This window comes from Paenibacillus sp. JT31N7, assembly GCF_059692095.1.
On the sequence record NZ_JCAUAT010000006.1, the window covers coordinates 146,880 to 166,344 of the forward strand.

18 protein-coding genes are annotated in these 19,465 nt (G+C 55.1%); 12 read left to right on the forward strand and 6 right to left on the reverse strand.

The genetic code is table 11. From position 1 onward, the window contains the following. Positions 1–27 precede the first annotated feature (27 nt). The 4 genes from AC58P5_RS22800 to speD all read left to right on the forward strand — a co-directional run bounded on the left by AC58P5_RS22800 (position 28) and on the right by speD (position 3,040). Positions 28–213: a hypothetical protein gene (locus AC58P5_RS22800; protein ID WP_497390653.1), complete on the forward strand. Its 186-nt coding sequence runs from the start codon at positions 28–30 to the stop codon at positions 211–213. A gap of 27 nt (positions 214–240) precedes the next feature. Further along, positions 241–819, forward strand: a complete 579-nt coding sequence (locus tag AC58P5_RS22805; RefSeq protein ID WP_497390655.1) for a GNAT family N-acetyltransferase — start codon at positions 241–243, stop codon at positions 817–819. Positions 820–977: 158 nt separating this feature from the next. Next, on the forward strand, positions 978–2,036 hold the full coding sequence (locus tag AC58P5_RS22810; RefSeq protein WP_497390657.1) for a site-2 protease family protein: 1,059 nt from the start codon (positions 978–980) through the stop codon (positions 2,034–2,036). Positions 2,037–2,197: 161 nt separating this feature from the next. Continuing rightward, positions 2,198–3,040 (forward strand): adenosylmethionine decarboxylase, encoded by an 843-nt coding sequence (gene speD / locus AC58P5_RS22815; protein WP_497390888.1) that lies wholly within the window; start codon positions 2,198–2,200, stop codon positions 3,038–3,040. A 426-nt stretch (positions 3,041–3,466) separates the two neighbouring features. Here the strand turns inward: speD and AC58P5_RS22820 are convergent, their stop codons facing one another. Continuing rightward, on the reverse strand, positions 3,467–4,192 hold the full coding sequence (locus AC58P5_RS22820; RefSeq protein ID WP_497390659.1) for a DsbA family oxidoreductase: 726 nt from the start codon (positions 4,190–4,192) through the stop codon (positions 3,467–3,469). A 436-nt stretch (positions 4,193–4,628) separates the two neighbouring features. On the opposite strand from AC58P5_RS22820, the gene AC58P5_RS22825 reads away from it, so the two are divergent. Beyond that, complete coding sequence (locus AC58P5_RS22825; RefSeq protein ID WP_497390661.1) at positions 4,629–5,747, forward strand: NADH-dependent flavin oxidoreductase; 1,119 nt, start codon at positions 4,629–4,631, stop codon at positions 5,745–5,747. Between the two features lie 322 nt (positions 5,748–6,069). Here the strand turns inward: AC58P5_RS22825 and AC58P5_RS22830 are convergent, their stop codons facing one another. The 5 genes from AC58P5_RS22830 to AC58P5_RS22850 all read right to left on the reverse strand — a co-directional run bounded on the left by AC58P5_RS22830 (position 6,070) and on the right by AC58P5_RS22850 (position 9,419). Further along, a complete protein-coding gene (locus tag AC58P5_RS22830; protein ID WP_497390663.1) occupies positions 6,070–6,501 on the reverse strand; it encodes a hypothetical protein in 432 nt (143 codons plus the stop codon). Between the two features lie 26 nt (positions 6,502–6,527). Next, entirely contained in the window at positions 6,528–6,887 is a 360-nt protein-coding gene (locus AC58P5_RS22835; protein ID WP_497390665.1) for a hypothetical protein, read from the reverse strand. Further along, positions 6,880–7,461, reverse strand: a complete 582-nt coding sequence (locus AC58P5_RS22840) for a sigma-70 family RNA polymerase sigma factor (protein ID WP_497390667.1) — start codon at positions 7,459–7,461, stop codon at positions 6,880–6,882. Before AC58P5_RS22840 ends, AC58P5_RS22835 begins: the two co-directional genes overlap by 8 nt. A 429-nt stretch (positions 7,462–7,890) precedes the next feature. Next, positions 7,891–8,721, reverse strand: coding sequence for a 1,4-dihydroxy-6-naphtoate synthase (locus AC58P5_RS22845; protein WP_497390669.1), 831 nt, complete (start codon positions 8,719–8,721; stop codon positions 7,891–7,893). Then, complete coding sequence (locus AC58P5_RS22850) at positions 8,718–9,419, reverse strand: futalosine hydrolase (protein ID WP_497390671.1); 702 nt, start codon at positions 9,417–9,419, stop codon at positions 8,718–8,720. Before AC58P5_RS22850 ends, AC58P5_RS22845 begins: the two co-directional genes overlap by 4 nt. 263 nt (positions 9,420–9,682) lie before the next feature. Here AC58P5_RS22850 and AC58P5_RS22855 point away from each other — a divergent pair, with 263 nt between their 5' ends. The 7 genes from AC58P5_RS22855 to AC58P5_RS22885 all read left to right on the forward strand — a co-directional run bounded on the left by AC58P5_RS22855 (position 9,683) and on the right by AC58P5_RS22885 (position 19,337). Continuing rightward, positions 9,683–13,222: a PAS domain-containing sensor histidine kinase gene (locus AC58P5_RS22855; RefSeq protein ID WP_497390673.1), complete on the forward strand. Its 3,540-nt coding sequence runs from the start codon at positions 9,683–9,685 to the stop codon at positions 13,220–13,222. Beyond that, entirely contained in the window at positions 13,215–13,883 is a 669-nt protein-coding gene (locus tag AC58P5_RS22860; protein ID WP_497390675.1) for a response regulator transcription factor, read from the forward strand. Before AC58P5_RS22855 ends, AC58P5_RS22860 begins: the two co-directional genes overlap by 8 nt. Positions 13,884–14,218: 335 nt before the next feature. Further along, the gene (locus AC58P5_RS22865; RefSeq protein WP_497390677.1) at positions 14,219–14,683 is read left to right on the forward strand and encodes a chemotaxis protein CheX; all 465 of its coding nucleotides are present in this window, start codon (positions 14,219–14,221) and stop codon (positions 14,681–14,683) included. A gap of 43 nt (positions 14,684–14,726) precedes the next feature. Continuing rightward, positions 14,727–14,903 carry a hypothetical protein gene (locus AC58P5_RS22870; protein ID WP_497390679.1) on the forward strand — a complete coding sequence of 59 codons (177 nt, stop codon included), beginning with the start codon at positions 14,727–14,729 and terminating at the stop codon, positions 14,901–14,903. Beyond that, the gene (locus AC58P5_RS22875; RefSeq protein WP_497390681.1) at positions 14,900–16,504 is read left to right on the forward strand and encodes a methyl-accepting chemotaxis protein; all 1,605 of its coding nucleotides are present in this window, start codon (positions 14,900–14,902) and stop codon (positions 16,502–16,504) included. The genes AC58P5_RS22870 and AC58P5_RS22875 overlap by 4 nt, the downstream gene beginning before the upstream one ends. 64 nt (positions 16,505–16,568) lie before the next feature. After that, positions 16,569–17,021: a chemotaxis protein CheW gene (locus tag AC58P5_RS22880; protein WP_497390683.1), complete on the forward strand. Its 453-nt coding sequence runs from the start codon at positions 16,569–16,571 to the stop codon at positions 17,019–17,021. A gap of 12 nt (positions 17,022–17,033) precedes the next feature. Further along, complete coding sequence (locus AC58P5_RS22885) at positions 17,034–19,337, forward strand: chemotaxis protein CheW (RefSeq protein ID WP_497390685.1); 2,304 nt, start codon at positions 17,034–17,036, stop codon at positions 19,335–19,337. The last annotated feature ends 128 nt before the right edge of the window (positions 19,338–19,465 follow it).

Here is a 19,465-nt window from a genome sequence, read left to right on the forward strand (position 1 = left end):
GTGGTCCGCTCACGAAGACAATTGACAATGGCGCCATACGGGAAGCTGCCTGGTAACGGGCCGGGCATGGGAGAAGCTCGGGAGCTGGGCAGCCGGAACGGACTTCCCCCGGAGCGCCGGCAGTTCATCGGGATTTCGCTGAACGGCCCGTCACGGGACCCGGAAGGCAAAGCGAAGGTGGATTTGTATATTCCCGTCCGCTCCAAAGACTGACTTATTCCAATGCGAGAAGGTGTAACATTGAACATGGAAGCTGTATTTGCACAAGTTCCCGTCTTGGAGTCATCCGGATTGGTACTGAAAAAAATCGGAGAGGACAGCCTCGACGAGGTGTTCGGCATTTACGACAACGAGGAAGTATTCCGGCACTGCGGCATTATCCCTAAGCATAACAAAGAGACGGTCCGGTCGATGATCGGTCATTTCGAGAGAGACTTCGATAAAAAATCGAGAATCAAGTGGGGGATCTTCCGCAAAGAGGACGGCAGGCTGACGGGAATCGCGGAAGCTTTCGATTTCAACCGGAAGGTCGATATGGTGATGATCGGCTACTTCCTGGCGGAAGATTGCTGGGGCATGGGAATCGCCACCGAAGCCGTCAGGATGCTGACCTCCTATCTGTTCACGGCAGCGGAGGTAAACCGGATTCAGGCCGAGGTGATGCCGGCGAATGAAGCTTCCAAGAAGGTGCTGCTCAAGAACGGCTTCCGCAAAGAAGGCACGCTCCGGCAGGCCGCATTGTGGTCGGGCAAAGGAATTGTGGACCTGGAAATCTACGGGATTTTAAAAGAAGACTATCACGCGGCACCGGATAAGTAGAGGCCATTCCGGCATGTCAGGCACATTCGTTCGGGCGGATGTGCCTCTTTATGTTTTTAACTTTTTATTTTATGAGGTAAAATAAACCTGACACTACTTTTTAACAAACGGCAGGGAGCGTTCAGCGCAAAGCCTACCGGTCTTCAAAGGAGAGAGAAATGAAGGGAAAAGTAAAGTTTCTGATCGGTTGTTTAGTTGTGCTTGCGGCAATTGCCGTTGCGAGCCCTAGTATGGCTCTGAATATCGTCGTTTTCCTGCTGTCTTTCGTGGTTGCGGGCGGAGCCGCCCTTTTTGTACACGAACTGGGTCATGTTCTGGGGGCGTTTATGACGGGCAGAAAAGTAATCAAATTCAGTCTGGGGCCGGTTACCCTGTCCGTTCCGCAGAAAAAATTGATTTTTTCGTGGAAAAACTTTTATTACGTCGGCAATGTGCTGGTGGATGTAACCGATTTCCGCGATGAGGCGTCCTATGAGAGGAATAATAAGAAGCAGTCGGTCATTTTTATCTTGGGGCCTGTGATGAGCCTGGTGACGGGGATTCTGGCATTGACGCTGCTCAAAAACAGCTTGGACTACCTCGTTGTGACGCTGTTCGGTATTTTATCGCTGGCGATGGGGCTGGGTACGCTGATCTTTTCGGACGGCAGGCTCGCCAAGACGATTTCCGATCCGTACGAATCGCTTTATTATTACTGGAATATTTTATTTACGATCCCGAGTGTTAAAGAAGAAAGCCTCAAATTTCTGCTGTTGAAGTCGGAAACATATCTGTTCGATAAATATATCGGCAGCAAGAAAGGGATCACGGAAAAGTTTACGGATCTGTTTGTGCTGTATTACGCGAAATATTTCAGTCAGGTGATCGGCAGGGACCGGATCAACGCGATAGATTTTATGCCGGTTCTTATGGACGCCCTCCGCAATGAGACAGGGAACAAACACAACAAAATGATCATTTCCCACATCCTGTGCGAGGAAGCGATGGGCTGGAGTCTGGCGGGCAGACAGGAGGAAGCGGAGTCTCTGTACGCGTTTGTCCAGGAGCACGGCGTTACGGAGCCGATCACAAGGCTTAAAGTCGAAACGGTTCTGAAACGATCCATGGAGCTCGGGCGTGAATATGCCGTACAGCGAAGAGCGCTTGCCCAGAACAACGTGTTTGATTACTACGAAGAGAAATGGTTGAAGGAACGCGGTCTCCCCGGGTTCAAGTAAGCAGCGTAAAGCGCGTGACAGAGGCTGCCCGCAAGGGCGGCCTTTTTGTTTTTCCGGCGCTTCCGCTTTCCCCTTTTTTCGACATGTTTTTTATTGAGCAGAGTGGGTAAAAATAAAAAGAGTCTTTTTTTAACCTGAAGTGGGATAGGGGGAAATCAATGATGGCACTGACACCCGAGCAGCGAATCACCCTCCATGGCTTTAATAACCTTACAAAGTCATTGAGTTTTAATATGTACGATATTTGCTACACCCGTACCCGGGAAGAGCGGCAGGCGTACCTCGAATATATCGACGAGCAGTATAACGCGGAGAGGCTGACGAAAATTTTAAATACCGTATCCGACATCATCGGCGCCCACGTTCTGAATATCGCCAAGCAGGATTACGAGCCCCAGGGCTCCAGCGTTACGATGCTCGTATCGGAAGGTCCGGTCGATACGGCGCCCACGGAATCCTTCGAGGAATCCCCGGGACCTCTGCCGGATGCCATTGTGGCTCATCTCGACAAAAGCCACATCACGGTCCATACGTATCCGGAATACCACCCCGATGAGGGCATTTCCACGTTCCGGGCGGATATCGATGTCTCCACCTGCGGCGAAATTTCTCCGCTGAAGGCGTTGAACTACATGATCCATTCGTTCGACACGGATATTTTTACGATGGATTATAGGGTTCGCGGCTTTACGCGGGACATTAACGGCCATAAATTGTTTATCGACCATGAAATTAGCTCCATCCAGAACTATATCCCGCAGTCCATCAAGGATAAGTATCATATGATCGACGTGAACGTCTATCAGGAAAATATTTTCCACACGAAATGTAAACTGCGTGAATTCGATCTTAACAACTATTTGTTCGGGTATACGAAGGACACGCTGACTCCCGAGGAGCAGGAGGAAATAACGGAAAGCCTGACGCTGGAGATGGACGAAATTTTTTACGGCAAAAATATTTATTCCGCGACGCTTGAGGATGAAGAAGGCGGGAGCGAGTGAGGACAAGTCGGTTGAAGGATGAAGAAGAAGGATCTGTGACAGGGATGGAATGAACAAGCAGACATGGCCAGCCGGATGATAATGCAGGATACGGGAGCGCGGACGGGGTGAAAAGCAGACACGGGACACCGGACGTTCCGTGTCTTTGCCGTGCGGTTGTTACCCGCTCTCAGAACTCGCGGTGTTTGCTTCGCATGAAGGTGCCCAGCCGCAGATGGGCAGCCGCTCTTGCTGCGTCCGCCGGCACGCTTCCAGGGACGTGCCATCTGCTTTAGAGCAAGAACTGCCTCGGGCCGCGCGGCCCTTGCTGCCGCAGGGCGGCGGCTTCTGCCCGCGCGGAAGCGGCAGTTCTGCACCGGCCGCCGAACGCCAGAAAGGCCGTCCTATGCCGGACGGCCTTTGTCATTGAATTGAAGCGGGAAAAGATTACTTATCCCGCACGGGAGGCGTACAAACACCGTCGGCACAGGCTCCGTCAGCCGAGCTGCCTTCTCCGTCGCTTAAGATCGTGAGAGGCTTGGATTCGCCGTACGCTTTCTCCAAAGCCTGCTGGAAAACTTCAACGGGCTGGGCGCCCGAAATGCCGTATTTGCGGTCGATCACGAAGAACGGAACGCCGGTGATGCCCAGCTCAGCGCCTTCCTGCTCGTCGGCGCGCACTTCGCTCGCATACAGGTCGCCTGCCAGCATCTGTTCGGCCGCGGCCTTGTCCAGTCCCGCTTCTTCGGCAAGGGAAGCCAGTACGGCACGATCGCCGAGATGAAGGGAATCCGTGAAGTAGGCTTTCAGCAGCCGCTCCGTCATCTCGTGCATTTTGCCGTGGGCGTTGGCGAAATGAGCCAGACGATGCGCGTCGAACGTGTTCGTCAGGACAATCGTATCCATGTGGTAGGTGAGCCCGACGGATTCCGCCTGCGCGACCACATTGGCATTCATCGTTTTGGCCTGCTCCACGCTCATCCCGTACTTTTGGGACAGCATGTCATGGACACTGTGGCCGATATCCCGGGGGGAGTTCGGGTCCAGCTCGAAACTGCGGTACACCACTTCAAGCTCTTCCTTGTGCGGAAATTGTTCAAGCGCCTGCTCGAACCGGCGTTTTCCGATATAGCAGAACGGACATGCAAAATCGGACCAGATTTCAATTTTCATCTTAGAAAACCTCCAAATTTCTATCTCGGACCGTCTGAACGAAGCAAACAGGGAGTTTTTTTGTGTATCTTGTAATCATTATAGTTACAGTTTGTCCGGAAAGCAAGCCGCACCGAGAGACGAAACAGCCGGATGATCGGTAATGTAAAAAAAGTTTTGTTCGCCAAATCCCTAGAGAAACAGGCGGAATAGACAGAGTAAAGTATCCGAATCGGGGATTTCAGCAGTAAGGGCGATTGACAATGAATAACTGTTACAGATAAAATAACAGTCAAGTGCAAGCAACCGCCGGAAATCTTCCGGCTTTTATAAGCGTCATGAGCGGGCGAAGGAGAAGTCCGTATAGGGCGTGTCCGCGAGTCTTTTTATATCTCCCGAGTAATTTGAGCAAGCTAATCTTGTACGTGTGAACGGATATAGAGGAGGAAGAAACCAGATGAACAGCAAGTTTAACGCTTTGTTTGAAACTTTTACGCTCCCGAGCGGTGTGGAGCTGGATAACCGGGTCGTGCTGGCTCCGATGACGAATTTTTCGTCCCATGAGGACGGAACCGTCTCGGACGCTGAAATCGCGTATTATGAACGCAGATCCAATGGAGCGGGTCTTGTCATTACCGCCTGTACGTACGTAACGCCTAACGGCAAAGGGTTCCCCGGCGAATTCGCCGGAGACCGTGATGAGATGATCCCGAGCCTCGCCCGCCTCGCTTCGGCAATCAAGGGGCAGGGAGCGAAAGCCATTCTGCAAATTTTCCACGGCGGCCGGAGCTGCCCTCCGGAGCTGGTGCCGAACGGCGAGACCGTAAGCGCAAGCGCCGTGGCGGAAGAGAAGGAAGGAAGCGTCGTGCCCAGAGCGCTGACGGAGGCCGAAATCGAAGGCATTATCCGCGACTTCGGCGAAACGACCCGTCGCGCCATCGAAGCGGGCTATGACGGTGTGGAAATTCACGGAGCGAACGGCTATCTCATTCAGCAGTTCTTCTCCCCGCATTCCAACCGCCGCGACGACCGCTGGGGCGGAGATGTGAACAAGCGGATGACTTTCCCGCTTGCAATCGTGGATGAAGTGCAGCGCGTCGCGGCCGAGCATGCGAAACAGCCGTTTGCCGTCGGCTACCGGTTCTCGCCGGAAGAACCCGAAACACCGGGAATCTCCATGGACGATTCCATTCAGCTTGTAAATGCGCTGGCCGACAAGGGTCTGGATTATATCCACGTTTCCCTGATGGATTTCTGGTCGGCTTCGAGAACGCTAGACGATAACCGTCCGCGGATCGAAATCATCCTCGAAACCGTCGGCGGCAGAACGCCGGTGATGGGCGTAGGCTCTATCCATACGGCAGACGACGCATTGAAAGCTCTGGAGTCCGGCGTGCCTCTGATCGCCCTGGGCCGCGAGCTGATCGTGGAACCGGACTGGGTCGGCAAAGTCGCGGACGGACGAGAGTCGGAAATCAAGACGACCTTAACCCGGGACGATCAAGAGCGTCTGGTTATTCCCGACCCTCTGTGGAACGCGATCCTAAATACACCGGGCTGGTTCCCCGTCGTATAAGCGGCGCACGCAACGGCCGACCGGCGGACAACTGCGGGCAAGCTGCCGCACTCACAGCAGCGGATGCATATAAGCCGAAAGCCGAAGCCGGATGCCCGTGCTAAAGTCCCGTTATAGCGGACCGCACAAGAAGAAAGAAGAAGCTCTGTTTATTGCGGGCTTCTTCTTTTTGAATCATTTTGGCGGGATGACAAACGAGGCCGCAGCGTGGCTTCAGCCGTCGTAATTCCGAACCTCCCGGCATAAAAGAAAGACGCCCCGCAACCCGTAGGGGTTGTGGAGCATCACTTGTCCCGGAGAAGCTGCCGCGAATAATTCCCTATCAGTTCGAAGCTGGAGCGGGTCCGGCTTTTTCCGCGTTCAAGCTGTTGTCCAGGACTGATTTCGCTTTGTCGATTTCTTCCTGCGTCAACGGCTTTCCGACGGCAAAGCTTTTGATGATTTTTTCCAGCGAGGCCGTGTCGAAATCTTCCTGTGCATACATCTCTACGGTGAAACCCTTATCTTCCCAAAATACAATCCCGTTCGCAAAATAGACTTTCTTCCCGGCGATAACCTCCGTTTTAACCTGGTCAGTTGTCTCGATGCCGTTTTCGCCCCTCGTAGAGATCAGGAAGTTAACGGTTTTTTCGCCTTGGCTGTACTGCACTTCTACCATGGATTTAGCTTGAATAACCGTGTTGAAGTATTCAAAACCGGCTGTCCAGGCAGGCGCAGGGAAATTCATGCCTGTTGCGGCACGGGCTTCCTGCACAGTCAGCTTCGGCTGTTCCGGAAGCTTTATCTCCCCGGGCTCGGCGGCTTTGTCCTGCCCGGCCGTTCCTTGTCGGTTTGGACAATTTCCATATTGCCCACTTGAAAACGTGCCAGGATGGACTGGAACATCCCCTGTGCGTATGAGGTGGTCGAAAGAGCGCCTCCAATGATAATTACAGCAACGGCCGTCGCGGCAGCGGTTTTCCATTTTCTATTCAACATAGCGATCGCATCCTTTTTCGTGTTTTCGGGTTGAAGGGTTCCCGTCTCCATTTTGTTTGCCACACGCTTGAAAATACGTTCTTTGGTCAAGGGATCGACCTCCATGTTTTCAAGCAGATCAACGACTTTTTCATATGCTTCCGGATTTTGTTTTTCACTCATTCCTGAACCTACCCGCCTCCAAAATTTTTTGCAGCTTTTTTAAACTTCTGAAGATTACGACGCCGATATTGGACTCGCTAACCCCCATCAATTCGGCGATTTCCGAATTTTTCAGACCGGCCGCGAACTTCATTGCGATGATATTGCGTTCCTTGTCACGCAGTTTTTCCAGCGCTTTAAACAGTGCCTGATGTTCATCGCCCCGGATAGCGAGCTCTTCGGGTGACGGCTTAGGCAGGATGTGTCCGGTAATGGAATCCAGTGAAAAATGGAATCTTTTTTTCCGGGCGCGAAAGTAATCGGTCACCGCGTTTCTTACAATCGCGAACAGCCACACATCAAATTTAGCTTTTTCTTCCGAAAAGCTGTTGTACTTGGAAATGACCGTCTCAAAAACCTTGCTGCATATATCTTCCGTCTCGTAAGAATTGTGAATCCGATAGTAGATGTACTTGTAAACGCGGTCGATGTACATTTCATACAGCTGTGAAAATTGTTCGGAGGTTAAAATATTTCCACGCGTTGTCTCATCTTGATTGCGGTAAATTTCCATATTTATTGAAACGCTCTCCAACTCCTTTCCTCCTTTCTTTCTTCGGGTAAGTATTCTGGTCGAGGAAATTTACGTATGTTAATACGCCGGCAAGTGAAAAGCATTAACAAAACGGTTTGAAATTGTTGATTTCAGCATAGAACAAGGACTCGTAGGGTAAAAGTAAAAAAATCCGGAGGCGGCGGAACGACTTAGAAATTCCGCACCGCGCGAAGCTCCCAGCGCGCGGTGCTCGGCGTCACATGACGGTGTTCCGGGGACAAAGACAACTTTTTTATATTAAAAAAACAAAAACAGCCTAGGTCCGGTCAATTCCCGAACCAAGGCTGTTTTTGGGTTCTCTGCTTAAGGGGGATAACTTTCATGTGCCGGCTTCATTTGGTGCTGCTCTCCACCGTCAGTCGGTGAAAGTTTCGGACGCGTTCCGATGATGGAAGGATAGCCCCAAGGCTAGGCGCGAAGCATCTTCAGATCGAACTCGGGCACCAGCCCTTCCCGCGCGGCTCGTCCGAGCAGCGCTTCGATCGCTCCGTAGCCGTCCTCGCCGAGATCCGCCGTGAACGAATTCACGTACAAGTCGATATGCGCTTTGGCGACCTCGGGAGACATCTCTTGCGCGTGCTGGAGCACGTACGCCTGAGAAGCTTCCGGATGGGCCCATGCGTACTCGACGGATGAGCGGATCCATCCCGCCACCGCCTCCAGATCCATCGAACGCTTCGCGATGATGGCGCCGAGCGGAATCGGGAGTCCGGTGTCGGACTCCCACCAGCTGCCGAGATCGGCCAGCAGGCTGAGACCGTAGGACGGGTAGGTGAAGCGCGCCTCGTGAATGACGAGGCCCGCGTCGATCTTCCCGTCCCGGACGGCCGGCATGATCTCGTGGAAAGGCATCACGACGATCTCGCCGACGCCCCCGGGAACCTGCTGCGCGGCCCACAGCCGGAACAGCAGGTACGCGGTCGAGCGCTCGCTCGGGACGGCCACGCGCTTGCCGGAGAGGGACGCCGGATCGGCGGAGTCCCGGGACAGCACGAGCGGTCCGCAGCCTCTGCCCAGAGCGCCGCCGCAAGGGAGCAGGGCATAGTCCGAGAGGACCCAGGGCAGCGCCGCGTAAGAGATTTTCATCACTTCGGGACCGCCGGATTTGGCGGCCAGGCCGTTGGTGATATCGATATCGGCATACAGGACATCGAGTTCGGGTGCGCCCGGGACGAGCCCGTGCACCCAGGCGTGAAAGACGAACGTGTCGTTCGGACACGGGGAAAACGCGATTTTCATAACAGCACCTCCGGTAAGACTGAACTGGCTTTCTCCAGCATGGCGAGCGCTTCGGGAATTCGCCATGCCGCTTTGTTGCGCGGTCCCACCGCGTTGGAGACCGAACGGAGCTCCAGGCACGGGATGCCGCGGGCGAGGGCGGCGCTTGCCGCGCCGAAGCCCTCCATGCCCTCGGCGGAGGCGCCGGGCACCCGCCCGGCCAGCTCCAGGGCATGCTCCGCCGTGCCCGTCACGGTCGAGACCGTAAGCACAGGGCCTGTGCTTACGGGCAGCCCGGCGGCCGCCAGAGCTTCGGCGACGCGGCCGGCAAGCGCCGCGTCGACGGGCACGCGGGCCGAGCCGAAGCCGAGCTCGTCCAGGCTGAGGAAGCCCCCGGGCGTCTCGGCGCCCAGATCGGCGGCGAGAATTTCGCTCGACACGACGAGCGAGCCGACCGCGGCGCGCCCTTCGAAGCCGCCGGCGATTCCGGCGGCTATGACGAGGTCGTACTCGGCGGCGGCGAGCGCCGTCGCGGTAGAGATAGCCGCCGCCACGGGGCCGACGCCCGCGAGCTCCACCCGGAAGCCGGGCGCTCCGGCAAGACCGCGGAGCACGGCGTCCCGCTCGGCTTCGACGGGCGTCATGATCAGGACGCGCCGGATGTCGGGCTTCCCGCCGGCAGAGGGCAGGGAAGAGGTTGAATAAATATCAGGGCTCATTTGCAAGATCTCCTTTAAATGCGGATCCGGATAAGCTATATTATAAACCAATGCTTCGCGGTATAAAAACTTTACCGCTAAACAAATTTCCCCATTACCAAAATTATCCGCATTCACGCAACGGATCGGGAAGGACTGGAAGGTACTTTTTCCGAAATAGTAGCTATCCGAATCCGATTCGCGCCTTTATGGTTCCACGGGAGCCGCATCTGCCGCAGCCCATCCCCGAGCTTATTCTTCAACGCATAAAGGAGACACACATCTTGAATGAATTTATCGTCGGCGCTGCTATATGCATCCTTCTTCTGACTGCCCAAATCATTCTCATCCTTTACAAAAGGAGTCTGGAAAGACGGAAACATCACGAGCAGCTCGTCAAAAAGTACGGCCTGCTGGTCAATATTATGCATACCGTGGATGTCGGCACCTGGTCGTACGATTACTCGTCCCGGCGCGTTCCTTTCACATCGGAAGCTCTGTTCAATATTACCGGCTATCGAGCTGAATATTTCGCTACCCAGCAAGCATGGGAAAGAATTATCCATCCGGATGATTTTCAGCGGTACAGGGTAGCGTGCGATAACGTCAAACAGGGGATTTCCGATTTCAGCGAGTACCGGATCGTTCACGCGACCGGCGATATCCGGTGGGTACAGGTGCGGATGATTCCGACGCTGGATGAAGCGAGCGGCCGGATTATCCGTCTGGACGGGGTAGTCCTGGATATTACGGCCCGCAAAGCGGCGGAAGAAGCCCTGCTGAGAAGCGAGCAGCGCTACCGTTCTCTATTCGAACATCATTCGGATGCGATCGTGGAGCTGGATCTGCACGGGAAGGTTCTGGATATCAATTCGGCCGCCCTGGAAATTACGGAGAACGGGAACAAGATCGCGAACCCGCTGTCGCTTATCGAATTGTTCGGTGTGGAAAGCCTGAAGCGGATGTCGGTGTATTTCGACCAGGTGGTGCAGGGGGCTGCCCAGACGTTCGAAATGACCTCTTACCATAAAGAAGGCCGCATGTACCACTGGGAAATGAAAATGGTGCCCGTGTATGTAAACGGCGCGGTTACGGGAGTTTTTGTGCTGTGCAGGGATATTACTTCGAAGAAACTGACGGAGCGGTCGTTACGAAATAGCGAGGCCATGTACCGTCTGATCGCGGAAAATATGACGGATCTCGTGGCCGTAGTCGGTACGGACGGAAAGTTCCGCTACACGTCTCCTTCCTATAAAACGAGGCTCGGTTTGGACGGGGCGGCAGCGGCGGAATTATCGCTGTACGATATCATGCATCCCGAAGACGAGAAGCTTGTCCGGCTTAAGCTGGAAGGGATGCGGGAATCGGCCTGCGTATGGGCGTCGCGCTGCCGGCTCATCCATGCGAACGGCTCCGAGCTGCATTTCGACTGTGTGGCCAATCCTGTCCAGGGAGCCGACGGGAAAGTGGAGAGCATTATCATCGTATCCCGGAACATTACCGAGAGAGTGTTAATCGAGCGGGAGCTGATGGAGAGCGAAGAACGGTACAGGCATCTGATCGAGCTGCTGCCCCAGCCGTTGACGATGATCCGCGACGAGCGGTTTATCTATGCGAATCCCGCAGGGCTGGAGCTGTTCGGCGCTGCGCTGCCTTGCGATTTCATCGGCCGGAGCATCTACGAGTTCATGCATCCGGATTATGTCGAGCAGGCCCGCAGCCGCGCGCTTGCGATGGCGCACGAGAAGTATGCTCCGCCGCTGACGTACAAAATGGTCCGTTCCGACGGAAGCGTCATTGATGTGGAAGTGACGGGCATCTACGACGGGCTGTCGCTTTCCTCCCTTCATGTGCATACGGATATTACGGTGCGCAAGCAGATGGAGCAGGCGCTCCGGGACAGCGAAGAACGCTACCGCAGCCTTGTGGAACTGTCCCCGGTTTCGATCGCGCTCTATAAAGACGGGCGGGTCATCTACGTGAATCCCGCTGCGGTCCGGGTACTGGGCGCTGGATGTCCGGAGGAGATCATAGGCACGGCACCGCAGGATTGGCTTCAGCCGGGTATGCTCTTCGAAGAAGAACGTACCATCCGGGAACGAGGGACCAGCGCTCCTATCGATCTGGCCATTACCCGGCGCGACGGCAATGTGGTCGATATGCTCGCGACCGCCATCTATGACGCCCGGACCGAAGCTTTCCTCGTTTTCTTCGAGGATATTACGACGCGCAAACAGGCGGAAACCGCCCTGCAGGAAAGCGAGAGGCTGAGCCGCCACCTGGTGGAGCTGTCGCCGATTCCGACGATTCTGACCCGGGACCACAAATTCGACTACGTCAATCCGGCCGGACTGGATCTGTTCGGAGCGGGAACGACCTGCAGCCTGATCGGCCGCTCGATTTACGATACCGTCCACCCGAACTACAAGGACAAGGTGCGCGTCCGTCTGAACGCGGTTTACGAGAACAAGGAAGCCACCCGCATCGCCGAACACAAGATCATCCGGCTGGACGGAAGGATCATCGACGCCGAAGTCGTTACCATTCCCATTCCGTATATCGGCATGGATGTCGCCATGACCGTGATCCGGGATATAAGCGAGCAGAAGAAGGCGGAGAAGGACCGGGACTATGCGGAGCAGATCGTCCGCGAGAGCAAGGACCGCTATTATATGCTCCAGACGAGTCTGGACCGCTTCTCAAGCGATTTATTCGGGCTTATGAACGTGCAGGAGCTGGACCGGAGGCTTATTCAGGAAGTGCGGGAAATGATCCGTACAGAGAAGGTTAGTCTCGTTGAGGTGGACAAGCAGAACAAGATTACGGTCAAAAACGGCAGCTCGGACATTCCCCAGCACGTCTGGGAGGAGATTGTCGAGGGCTGTTCCGACCCGCTGCCCGTCTGCGAAATTATCGACACGCCGGACGGCCATCTGATCCGCATCGGAGAAATTAAAGGAAAAAGCTATCTGCTCTGCATCGGGGAAAAATCCTCTTCACTCGTGTTGCAATCCAAAAGGGTATGGATCAAAACGATCGCCCGCTACGCGAGTGTCCTGTACGATAATTTCAGAGTCATCGAAGACCTGACTCAGGAGCTGCGTGAGCTGGCGACCCGGCAGAAGACGCCTTCCTGGCTGATCCGGCTCTTATTCACTTTATCCGAGAATGAAAGCAAGCGTCTTTCCCAGGATCTGCACGACGGGGCTCTGCAGGAGCAGATCATCTGGTACCGCAAGCTTGACGAGATTTCGTCGGACGACGGGATTCCGCCGGGATTGCGCGAGAAGCTGGCCCAGATTACGCAGGGGCTGCTCGATGTCATTTACCAGATCCGCATCACGTGCAACGAGCTGAGGCCGCCGATGCTCAAGGAAGAGGGCCTTGTGGCTTCTCTGGAAGCCCTGTTCGAATTTACGCAGCTGCGGACCGACTATTCCATTGCTTTTGACTACACGGGCTTTCACGGCTCCCTGCACGACGACGATTTGTTGATCGGGTTGTATCGAATTGTACAGGAGCTTCTGGCCAACGCGACGAAACATTCTAACGCAGCGAAAGTTCAATTCAAGTTGTCGGCTCACTCCGACCGGATTCATTTGAGTTATGAGGATAACGGAATCGGTATGGATGTTAGTGGAATGGTGGAGTCCTTTAACAGTATGGGAGTTTACGGCATTAAAGAAAGGGTTCGCAGTATGGATGGCGACGTTGAATTTTACTCCTCCCCGAACAATGGGCTCGCCGTTTTCATTAACGTACCGGTGAAACAGAATCAGAAATTCGAAATCAGAAATTGGAGTGTTAGGGATAACCATGATTGAGATCTTATTGGTCGACGACCATCCTTCCGTCATGGAGGGGACGAAAATGCTGCTGGAGCAGGATACCAATATGAAAGTTTCCTTGGCCCATACGGCCAAAGAAGCGCTGGAGCTGGCGGTTGCCCAGCATTTTGATGTGATGCTGATCGATCTGCACATGCCTACGATGAACGGGATCGATCTGGCCAAACAAATTCTCAACCTTATTCCGGACGCCGTCATCCTGATCTACACCGGCTTTGAATTCAACAATCATTTCAATCTGATGATTGAAGCCGGAATCGCCGGATTTGTCCTCAAAACGGCAAACAAGGAACAGCTCGTAACGGCTGTGCGCTGCGCTCTCAGGGGGGAAGCCGTGCTGCCTTTGTCCCTGGTGAAACAGCTGAGGAGGACGACGGGCAGCCAGTTTGCGGAATCGGCGAACGGCAATCCGGAAACGCAGGCGGTCAGCTCCAAGGAATACGAGATCTTGAAGGAGATCGCGAGAGGAAGAAGCAACAAGGAAATCGCCGCATCCGTCCTGATGAGCCAGCGCTCGCTGGAGTACTGCCTGACGAACCTGTTTCACAAGCTTAACGTGAAATCACGGATCGAAGCGGCCATGAAAGCGAAGCAGTTGGGCCTGCTGTCCGATGAAGATTTTCCGAAAATGGCCTGATAAAAAATTTATCAAGTTCGACATAAATTCAACCGTACACAGCCGTGATACGGTTTTTTTGTCTATTTATTACCATTAATCCGACAGGAATTTACATGTTTCCGCAATATTTTTGCGGGTTCCCGCAAAGCTTTTTCGGTTACCACTGCTCTTTTGCGGTTTATGATTAAAACATCTTCTAGGTCTTTTAACCTATGACGGATTGCTCGGTTTTTAGAAGCTCCCGAAAGGGAGGATGCGAATTTGCGGGTAAATGTCTGTCTCTATCCGAGGTCGTTCCACAGCGAAGGTCCCGGGCTGAGATCATTTTATACACATAAAGGTGGTTGATTGAAGTGCAGAATCCAAACGGAGTTAAAGATTTGCTGAACAGTACCATTGCATCGATGGGCCAGGTTTTTCCCATCCCCATCGACACGAAGCCGCCCAGTATGCTGCAAAATGCGGTCATCCAGGGCGAGATCGGAGTGCTGATCGGGATCGTTGGGGATGTCGAAGGGAGACTTGTGATTGAAGGAGACATCGAAACGTTCGGTAAACTGGGACAATCCATGTTTGGCATGCCTCTTGAGGGTGAAATGCTCCATAGTTTTGTGGGAGAAATGGCGAATATGATTGCCGGAAATACGTCGGCGATTATCTATCAGAAAGGGCATAAAATCGATATTACCCCGCCCACGGTCATGGTAGGTCAAATGAAGCTTTACGGATTCGAAAAAGGGATTTCAATAGCGGTTTCCCTTGCGGAAGTCGGAACGATCCATATGATCCTTCTTCTGCAAAAGTCCGAAGCCGCATAAAAAACGTCGCGACAAATCAACAATTTAAGATGGGGGAACATACTTGGAAAAAACGAGATTTATAAGAGTGCTGTGGGACAATTCCAGAAGAAGAGCCGATTACAATCCGGAAAGAAATGAGGGAGGATTAACGAGCGAAGAAATAGACGACATTCTGCACGATCTGGAGGCCGAGCTCAAAGTGATTGAAGGACGCAAAGGCAGGAGGTACGGACAATGAAATGGTACCGCAATTTAAAAACATCCGCAAAGCTCGTGTCCGCATTTGTATTCATCGCGATTCTGCTTGTATTTACCGGTTTTTTCGGGCTTTTCAATATGAGCAAGCTCAACAACAGCCTGAGCAGTATGTATGAGAATAACCTGGTTCCGCTCCGGGTTGTTTCGGACGCTTCCTTTTATTATCAAGTGATAAGAACGGATCTCAGGGACCTGAACGATCTTACGGAAACTCCGGCCCAGAAAGACGAATATAAGAAAAACATTGATGAGAACGTGAAGAAGATCGGGGAAAAAATAGGAGCCTACGAGAAAACCAACGTCACCCAAGGTGAAAAAGATTTGCTTGTGGCTTTTCATCCCGTGTGGGAGAGCTACCAGAAGCAGCTGGAGGAGGCCGTTAAAATCGGCTACGGCGATGACCGGGAAGCGTTTAAAGCCCTGCTCGCGAGCGGAAGCTTCAAAACCAAAGGCGATGAAGTCATGAAGGCTTTCGACGACATGTTCGAGATTAACGTGAAGCTGGCGAAAGAACGCAACGCCGAAGGCGCCGCCTTGTACAAAAGCTCCAGCAACGTGACCTTCGGGGTGATGATTGCAGCCTTCCTGATCTCCATCGGGTTGGGGTATGCTATCGCGCGGATCATTTCCCGGCCGCTTAACCAGGTGGTCGGTTTGGTAAGTAAAGTATCCGCGGGAGATTTGACCGAAGTCACACATATCGACACCCGCGATGAAATCGGGCAGCTGGCCAAATCCGTAAACGATATGGTATACAGCCTGCGAAGCACGGTGGGCGGCATTCTGACGTCGGCCGAGAGCGTGTCGGCGGCGGCCGAGCAGATTTCGGCGAGTACGCAGGAAGTCGCCAGCGGAAGCGTCAGTCAAGCCAACGCCGCGCAAACCATCCAGGAGCTGTTCAAGGAACTGTCGACCGCGATTATGTCGGTCGCGACCAGTGCCGAACAAGCTTCGGAGGTATCGTCGGATGCGCTCGATATCGCCCAGCAGGGCGGCAAGATCGTGAACTCGTCCATCGAGAGCATGAACCAGGTCAATGAGCAGGTATCCAGACTAGAACAGGATTCCAACAAAATCGGAGAGATTATCGAAGTGATCGACGATATCGCCGAGCAGACCAATCTGCTTGCCCTGAATGCGGCAATCGAAGCGGCACGCGCCGGGGACCAGGGACGCGGGTTCGCGGTCGTTGCGGACGAAGTCCGCAAGCTCGCCGAACGGAGCGGGGAAGCGACGAAGCAGATTACCGCGATTATCAAGGGCATGCAGGAGAATACGCGCCAGAGCGTCAAAGCGGTCGGCGAGGGCGTGGTTCTGTCCCGCCAGACGGGCGAATCGTTCCATCACATTATCGGAATGGTGAACGAGTCGGCCAATAAGGTGATGGAGATCGCCGCGGCAAGCGAGCAGCAGGCGGCGCAGTCCTCCGAGGTCATGTCGTCGATCGAGAGCATCTCCGCCGTAACCGAGCAGTCGGCGGCCAGCAGCGAAGAGACGGCCTCGACGGCCCAGTCGCTCGCCGGATTGGCGGAAGAGCTTAACCGGACGGTAGCGGTGTTTAAAATCAGCAAATCCGCCTAGCGAGGCAGGGACCCCAGTCAGCCTGATTGGGGTTATTCTTTTAACGGCGGGGGCCGGATTCCGTATGAACAGCAAGGAGGACCTTTTTATGCAGGGAAGCGGGCAGGAACAATATGTGGCGTTCGGCATCGACCGGGAACAGTATGCCATCCGGATTTACGATATTCACGAGATTATTAAAATGCAGGCCATTACGGCCATTCCGGGTGTAAGGCCCTATGTCAAAGGGGTGATCAATCTGAGGGGGCGGATCGTTCCGGTCATTTCCCTCCGGACCTTTTTCGGAATGGAAGAGGCGGAGCCGACGAAGGCGTCCCGGATTGTCGTGGTTCATCACCTGGAGGACACCGTCGGGATTATGGTGGATTATGTGAGCAAAGTGACGACCTTCACGGACATTCAGCCTCCTCCGGAACGGGTGGGCGGCGTGCAGGGCGGATTTTTTACGGGAATCGGGCTTGCGGACAGCAGCCTGGCCGGGATTTTAAAATTGGACGAAGTTCTGCTTCACGAATAGGAGTTGACGGGTATGTTGTCCGAGTATAGGGAAATCTTTCTGGAGGAGCTGGAGGAACAGCTTCAGGTTATGGACGGGGAGATTCTGAAGCTGGAGCAGTCGGACGAATCCGGGACCGTCATTCAATGCCTGTTCCGGGCGGCTCATACGATCAAAGGATCGTCGGCCGCGATGGGCTTCGAGGAGATGAAGCAGTTAACCCACGAGATGGAACATCTGCTGGACCGGGTTAGAAGCGGGCAGCTCGCCGTATCGGGTTCTATGGTCGACCTGCTCTTCACGGCGCTGGATGTTCTTAAACAGCTTAAGCACGACATCGTAGGCGGGGAGCCGCCTTCCGTGGATATTTCGGACTGTGTCCGGGCACTGAGGAGCTTCGGCAGTGAAGATCCGGGCCTGGACGGGGATAGGCCGGATGCAGAGGAAATGCCCACTCATCGCGGGAAACCGTCTCTTTCGCTCGATTTGCGGTTAAGGGTGCAGGAGCGGATGGAACTCGGTCAAGAGCTGTTCTGGGTTGATATCCGAATTGCTTCCGAATGCCTGATCCGCGGAGCCCGGGCGTACGTCATACACTCCGCGCTGAATGAACACGGCGACGTGCTTCTGGCCGATCCGGAGCCGGAAGGCCTGGGCGAGGAAGGCCCCGGGGACCTGCTTTTCCTGTATGGAGGCAAGCAGTCCCTGGAGGAACTGCAGGCGTTCGCGGACGGCCTCATGGAGGTCGAGCGGGCCGTGGTGGAGCCGCTTGCGCATGAAGAAGCGGCGGTAACTGGAACCGGGACCGCGCGGGATGTGGCGGGCGCCGGAGACAGCGCGGCGGCTGCAATGAATACGGCGGGTGCAGCAGACGCCGGAGGCCGAGCAGGCGGCGTCATGGCCGCAGAGGACTCCGCGGGCCATGCGGGCAGCACTGCGGGCGTGGGCGGCAGCGGAGCCGCCGCAGCGAACGCGGCAGGCCCGTCGCGCAGCGCAGCGGCTCCGGCGGGCGCAGCAGGCGGCACGGGGGCCGCGGCAGGGCCTGCATGGAGCGCGGACAGCGCCATGGCCGCCGCCACGCCGCCGCAAGCCTCCGCATCGGCCTCGCGGCCGGCGGCCGCGGATGCTCCGGCGAAGGCCAAGTCTCCGACGATCCGCGTGAGCGTCGAGCGGCTGGAGCACCTGATGAACCTGGTCGGGGAACTCGTGATCGACCAGACCCGCATTCATCAGGTGGAGCGCACGCAGAGGCGGCGTTTCGCCGATGAGACCGTCGACGAGCTGGGCCACATAGCCGACCATCTGTCGCGGATCATCGGCGATCTGCAGGAAAGTGTCATGAAGACGCGAATGCTGTCGATCGAGCAGCTCTTCAACCGCTTTCCCCGCATGATCCGGGACCTTTCCCGCATGCTCGGCAAAGAGATCGAGCTCGTCCTCGAAGGAAAGGATACCGAGCTGGACCGGACGCTCATCGAGGAGATCGCCGATCCGCTCATCCATCTGATCCGCAACGCGGTGGATCACGGGATCGAGAAGCCGGAGGTCCGGACGCTGTCCGGCAAAAGCGCCGGAGGCGTCCTTACCATCCGGGCCGCCCACGAAGACAACCAGGTCGTCATCTACGTGCAGGACGACGGAGCGGGAATCGATCCCGTCCGGATGATCCGTTCCGCGCTGGAGAAGGGCGTCATCACTCAGGAAGAGGCCGCACAGCTGAGCGAGCGGGAGGCCGTGGCACTTATTTTCCGCCCGGGCTTTTCAACCGCCAGCACGGTAAGCGATGTATCCGGCAGAGGCGTCGGAATGGATATCGTCCGCAGCCACATTGAGAAGCTGAACGGGCTGATCGACATCGAAACCCGCCTCGGCCACGGAACTTGCTTCAAAATCAAGCTTCCCCTGACGCTGGCCATTATCGTGGGCCTTCAGGTCAAGCTCGGCGGGCGGACCTTCATCGTTCCGATGAGCAACATAGCGGAGATCGTCCGCGTGAGCCCGGATGAGATCCGGAGCGTCCAGGGACAGTCGGTCATTGTCCTGCGCAATCAGGTCATTCCGGTTGCCCGGCTCCACGATTATCTCCAGATTCCGTACACGGAGTACACGGGGAGCCACATTCCGCTCGTGATCGTGGGGTCGGCCGAGAAGCGCCTCGCTCTTGGGGTCGACGAATTGATCGGCAACCAGGAGATCGTCATCAAGTCGCTGGGGCCTTACATCGGCAAAGTCGAAGGCATCGCCGGGGCGACGATTTTGGGTGACGGGAACGTGGCCCTCATCCTGGAGATCGCCTCCATCATCGGCCGGACAGGCGGCCAAAGTTTGTTGCGCTGATTAAGCGACTGATTAATGGAGCGGATGCAGCATGCCGTACGCCCTGTCAAGGTTGAGAACTATGGGACAGGGACCAGAGTACCCGTTGAGGCATTACAACGGAACGCTTATTAAGAATTAAATTTAGC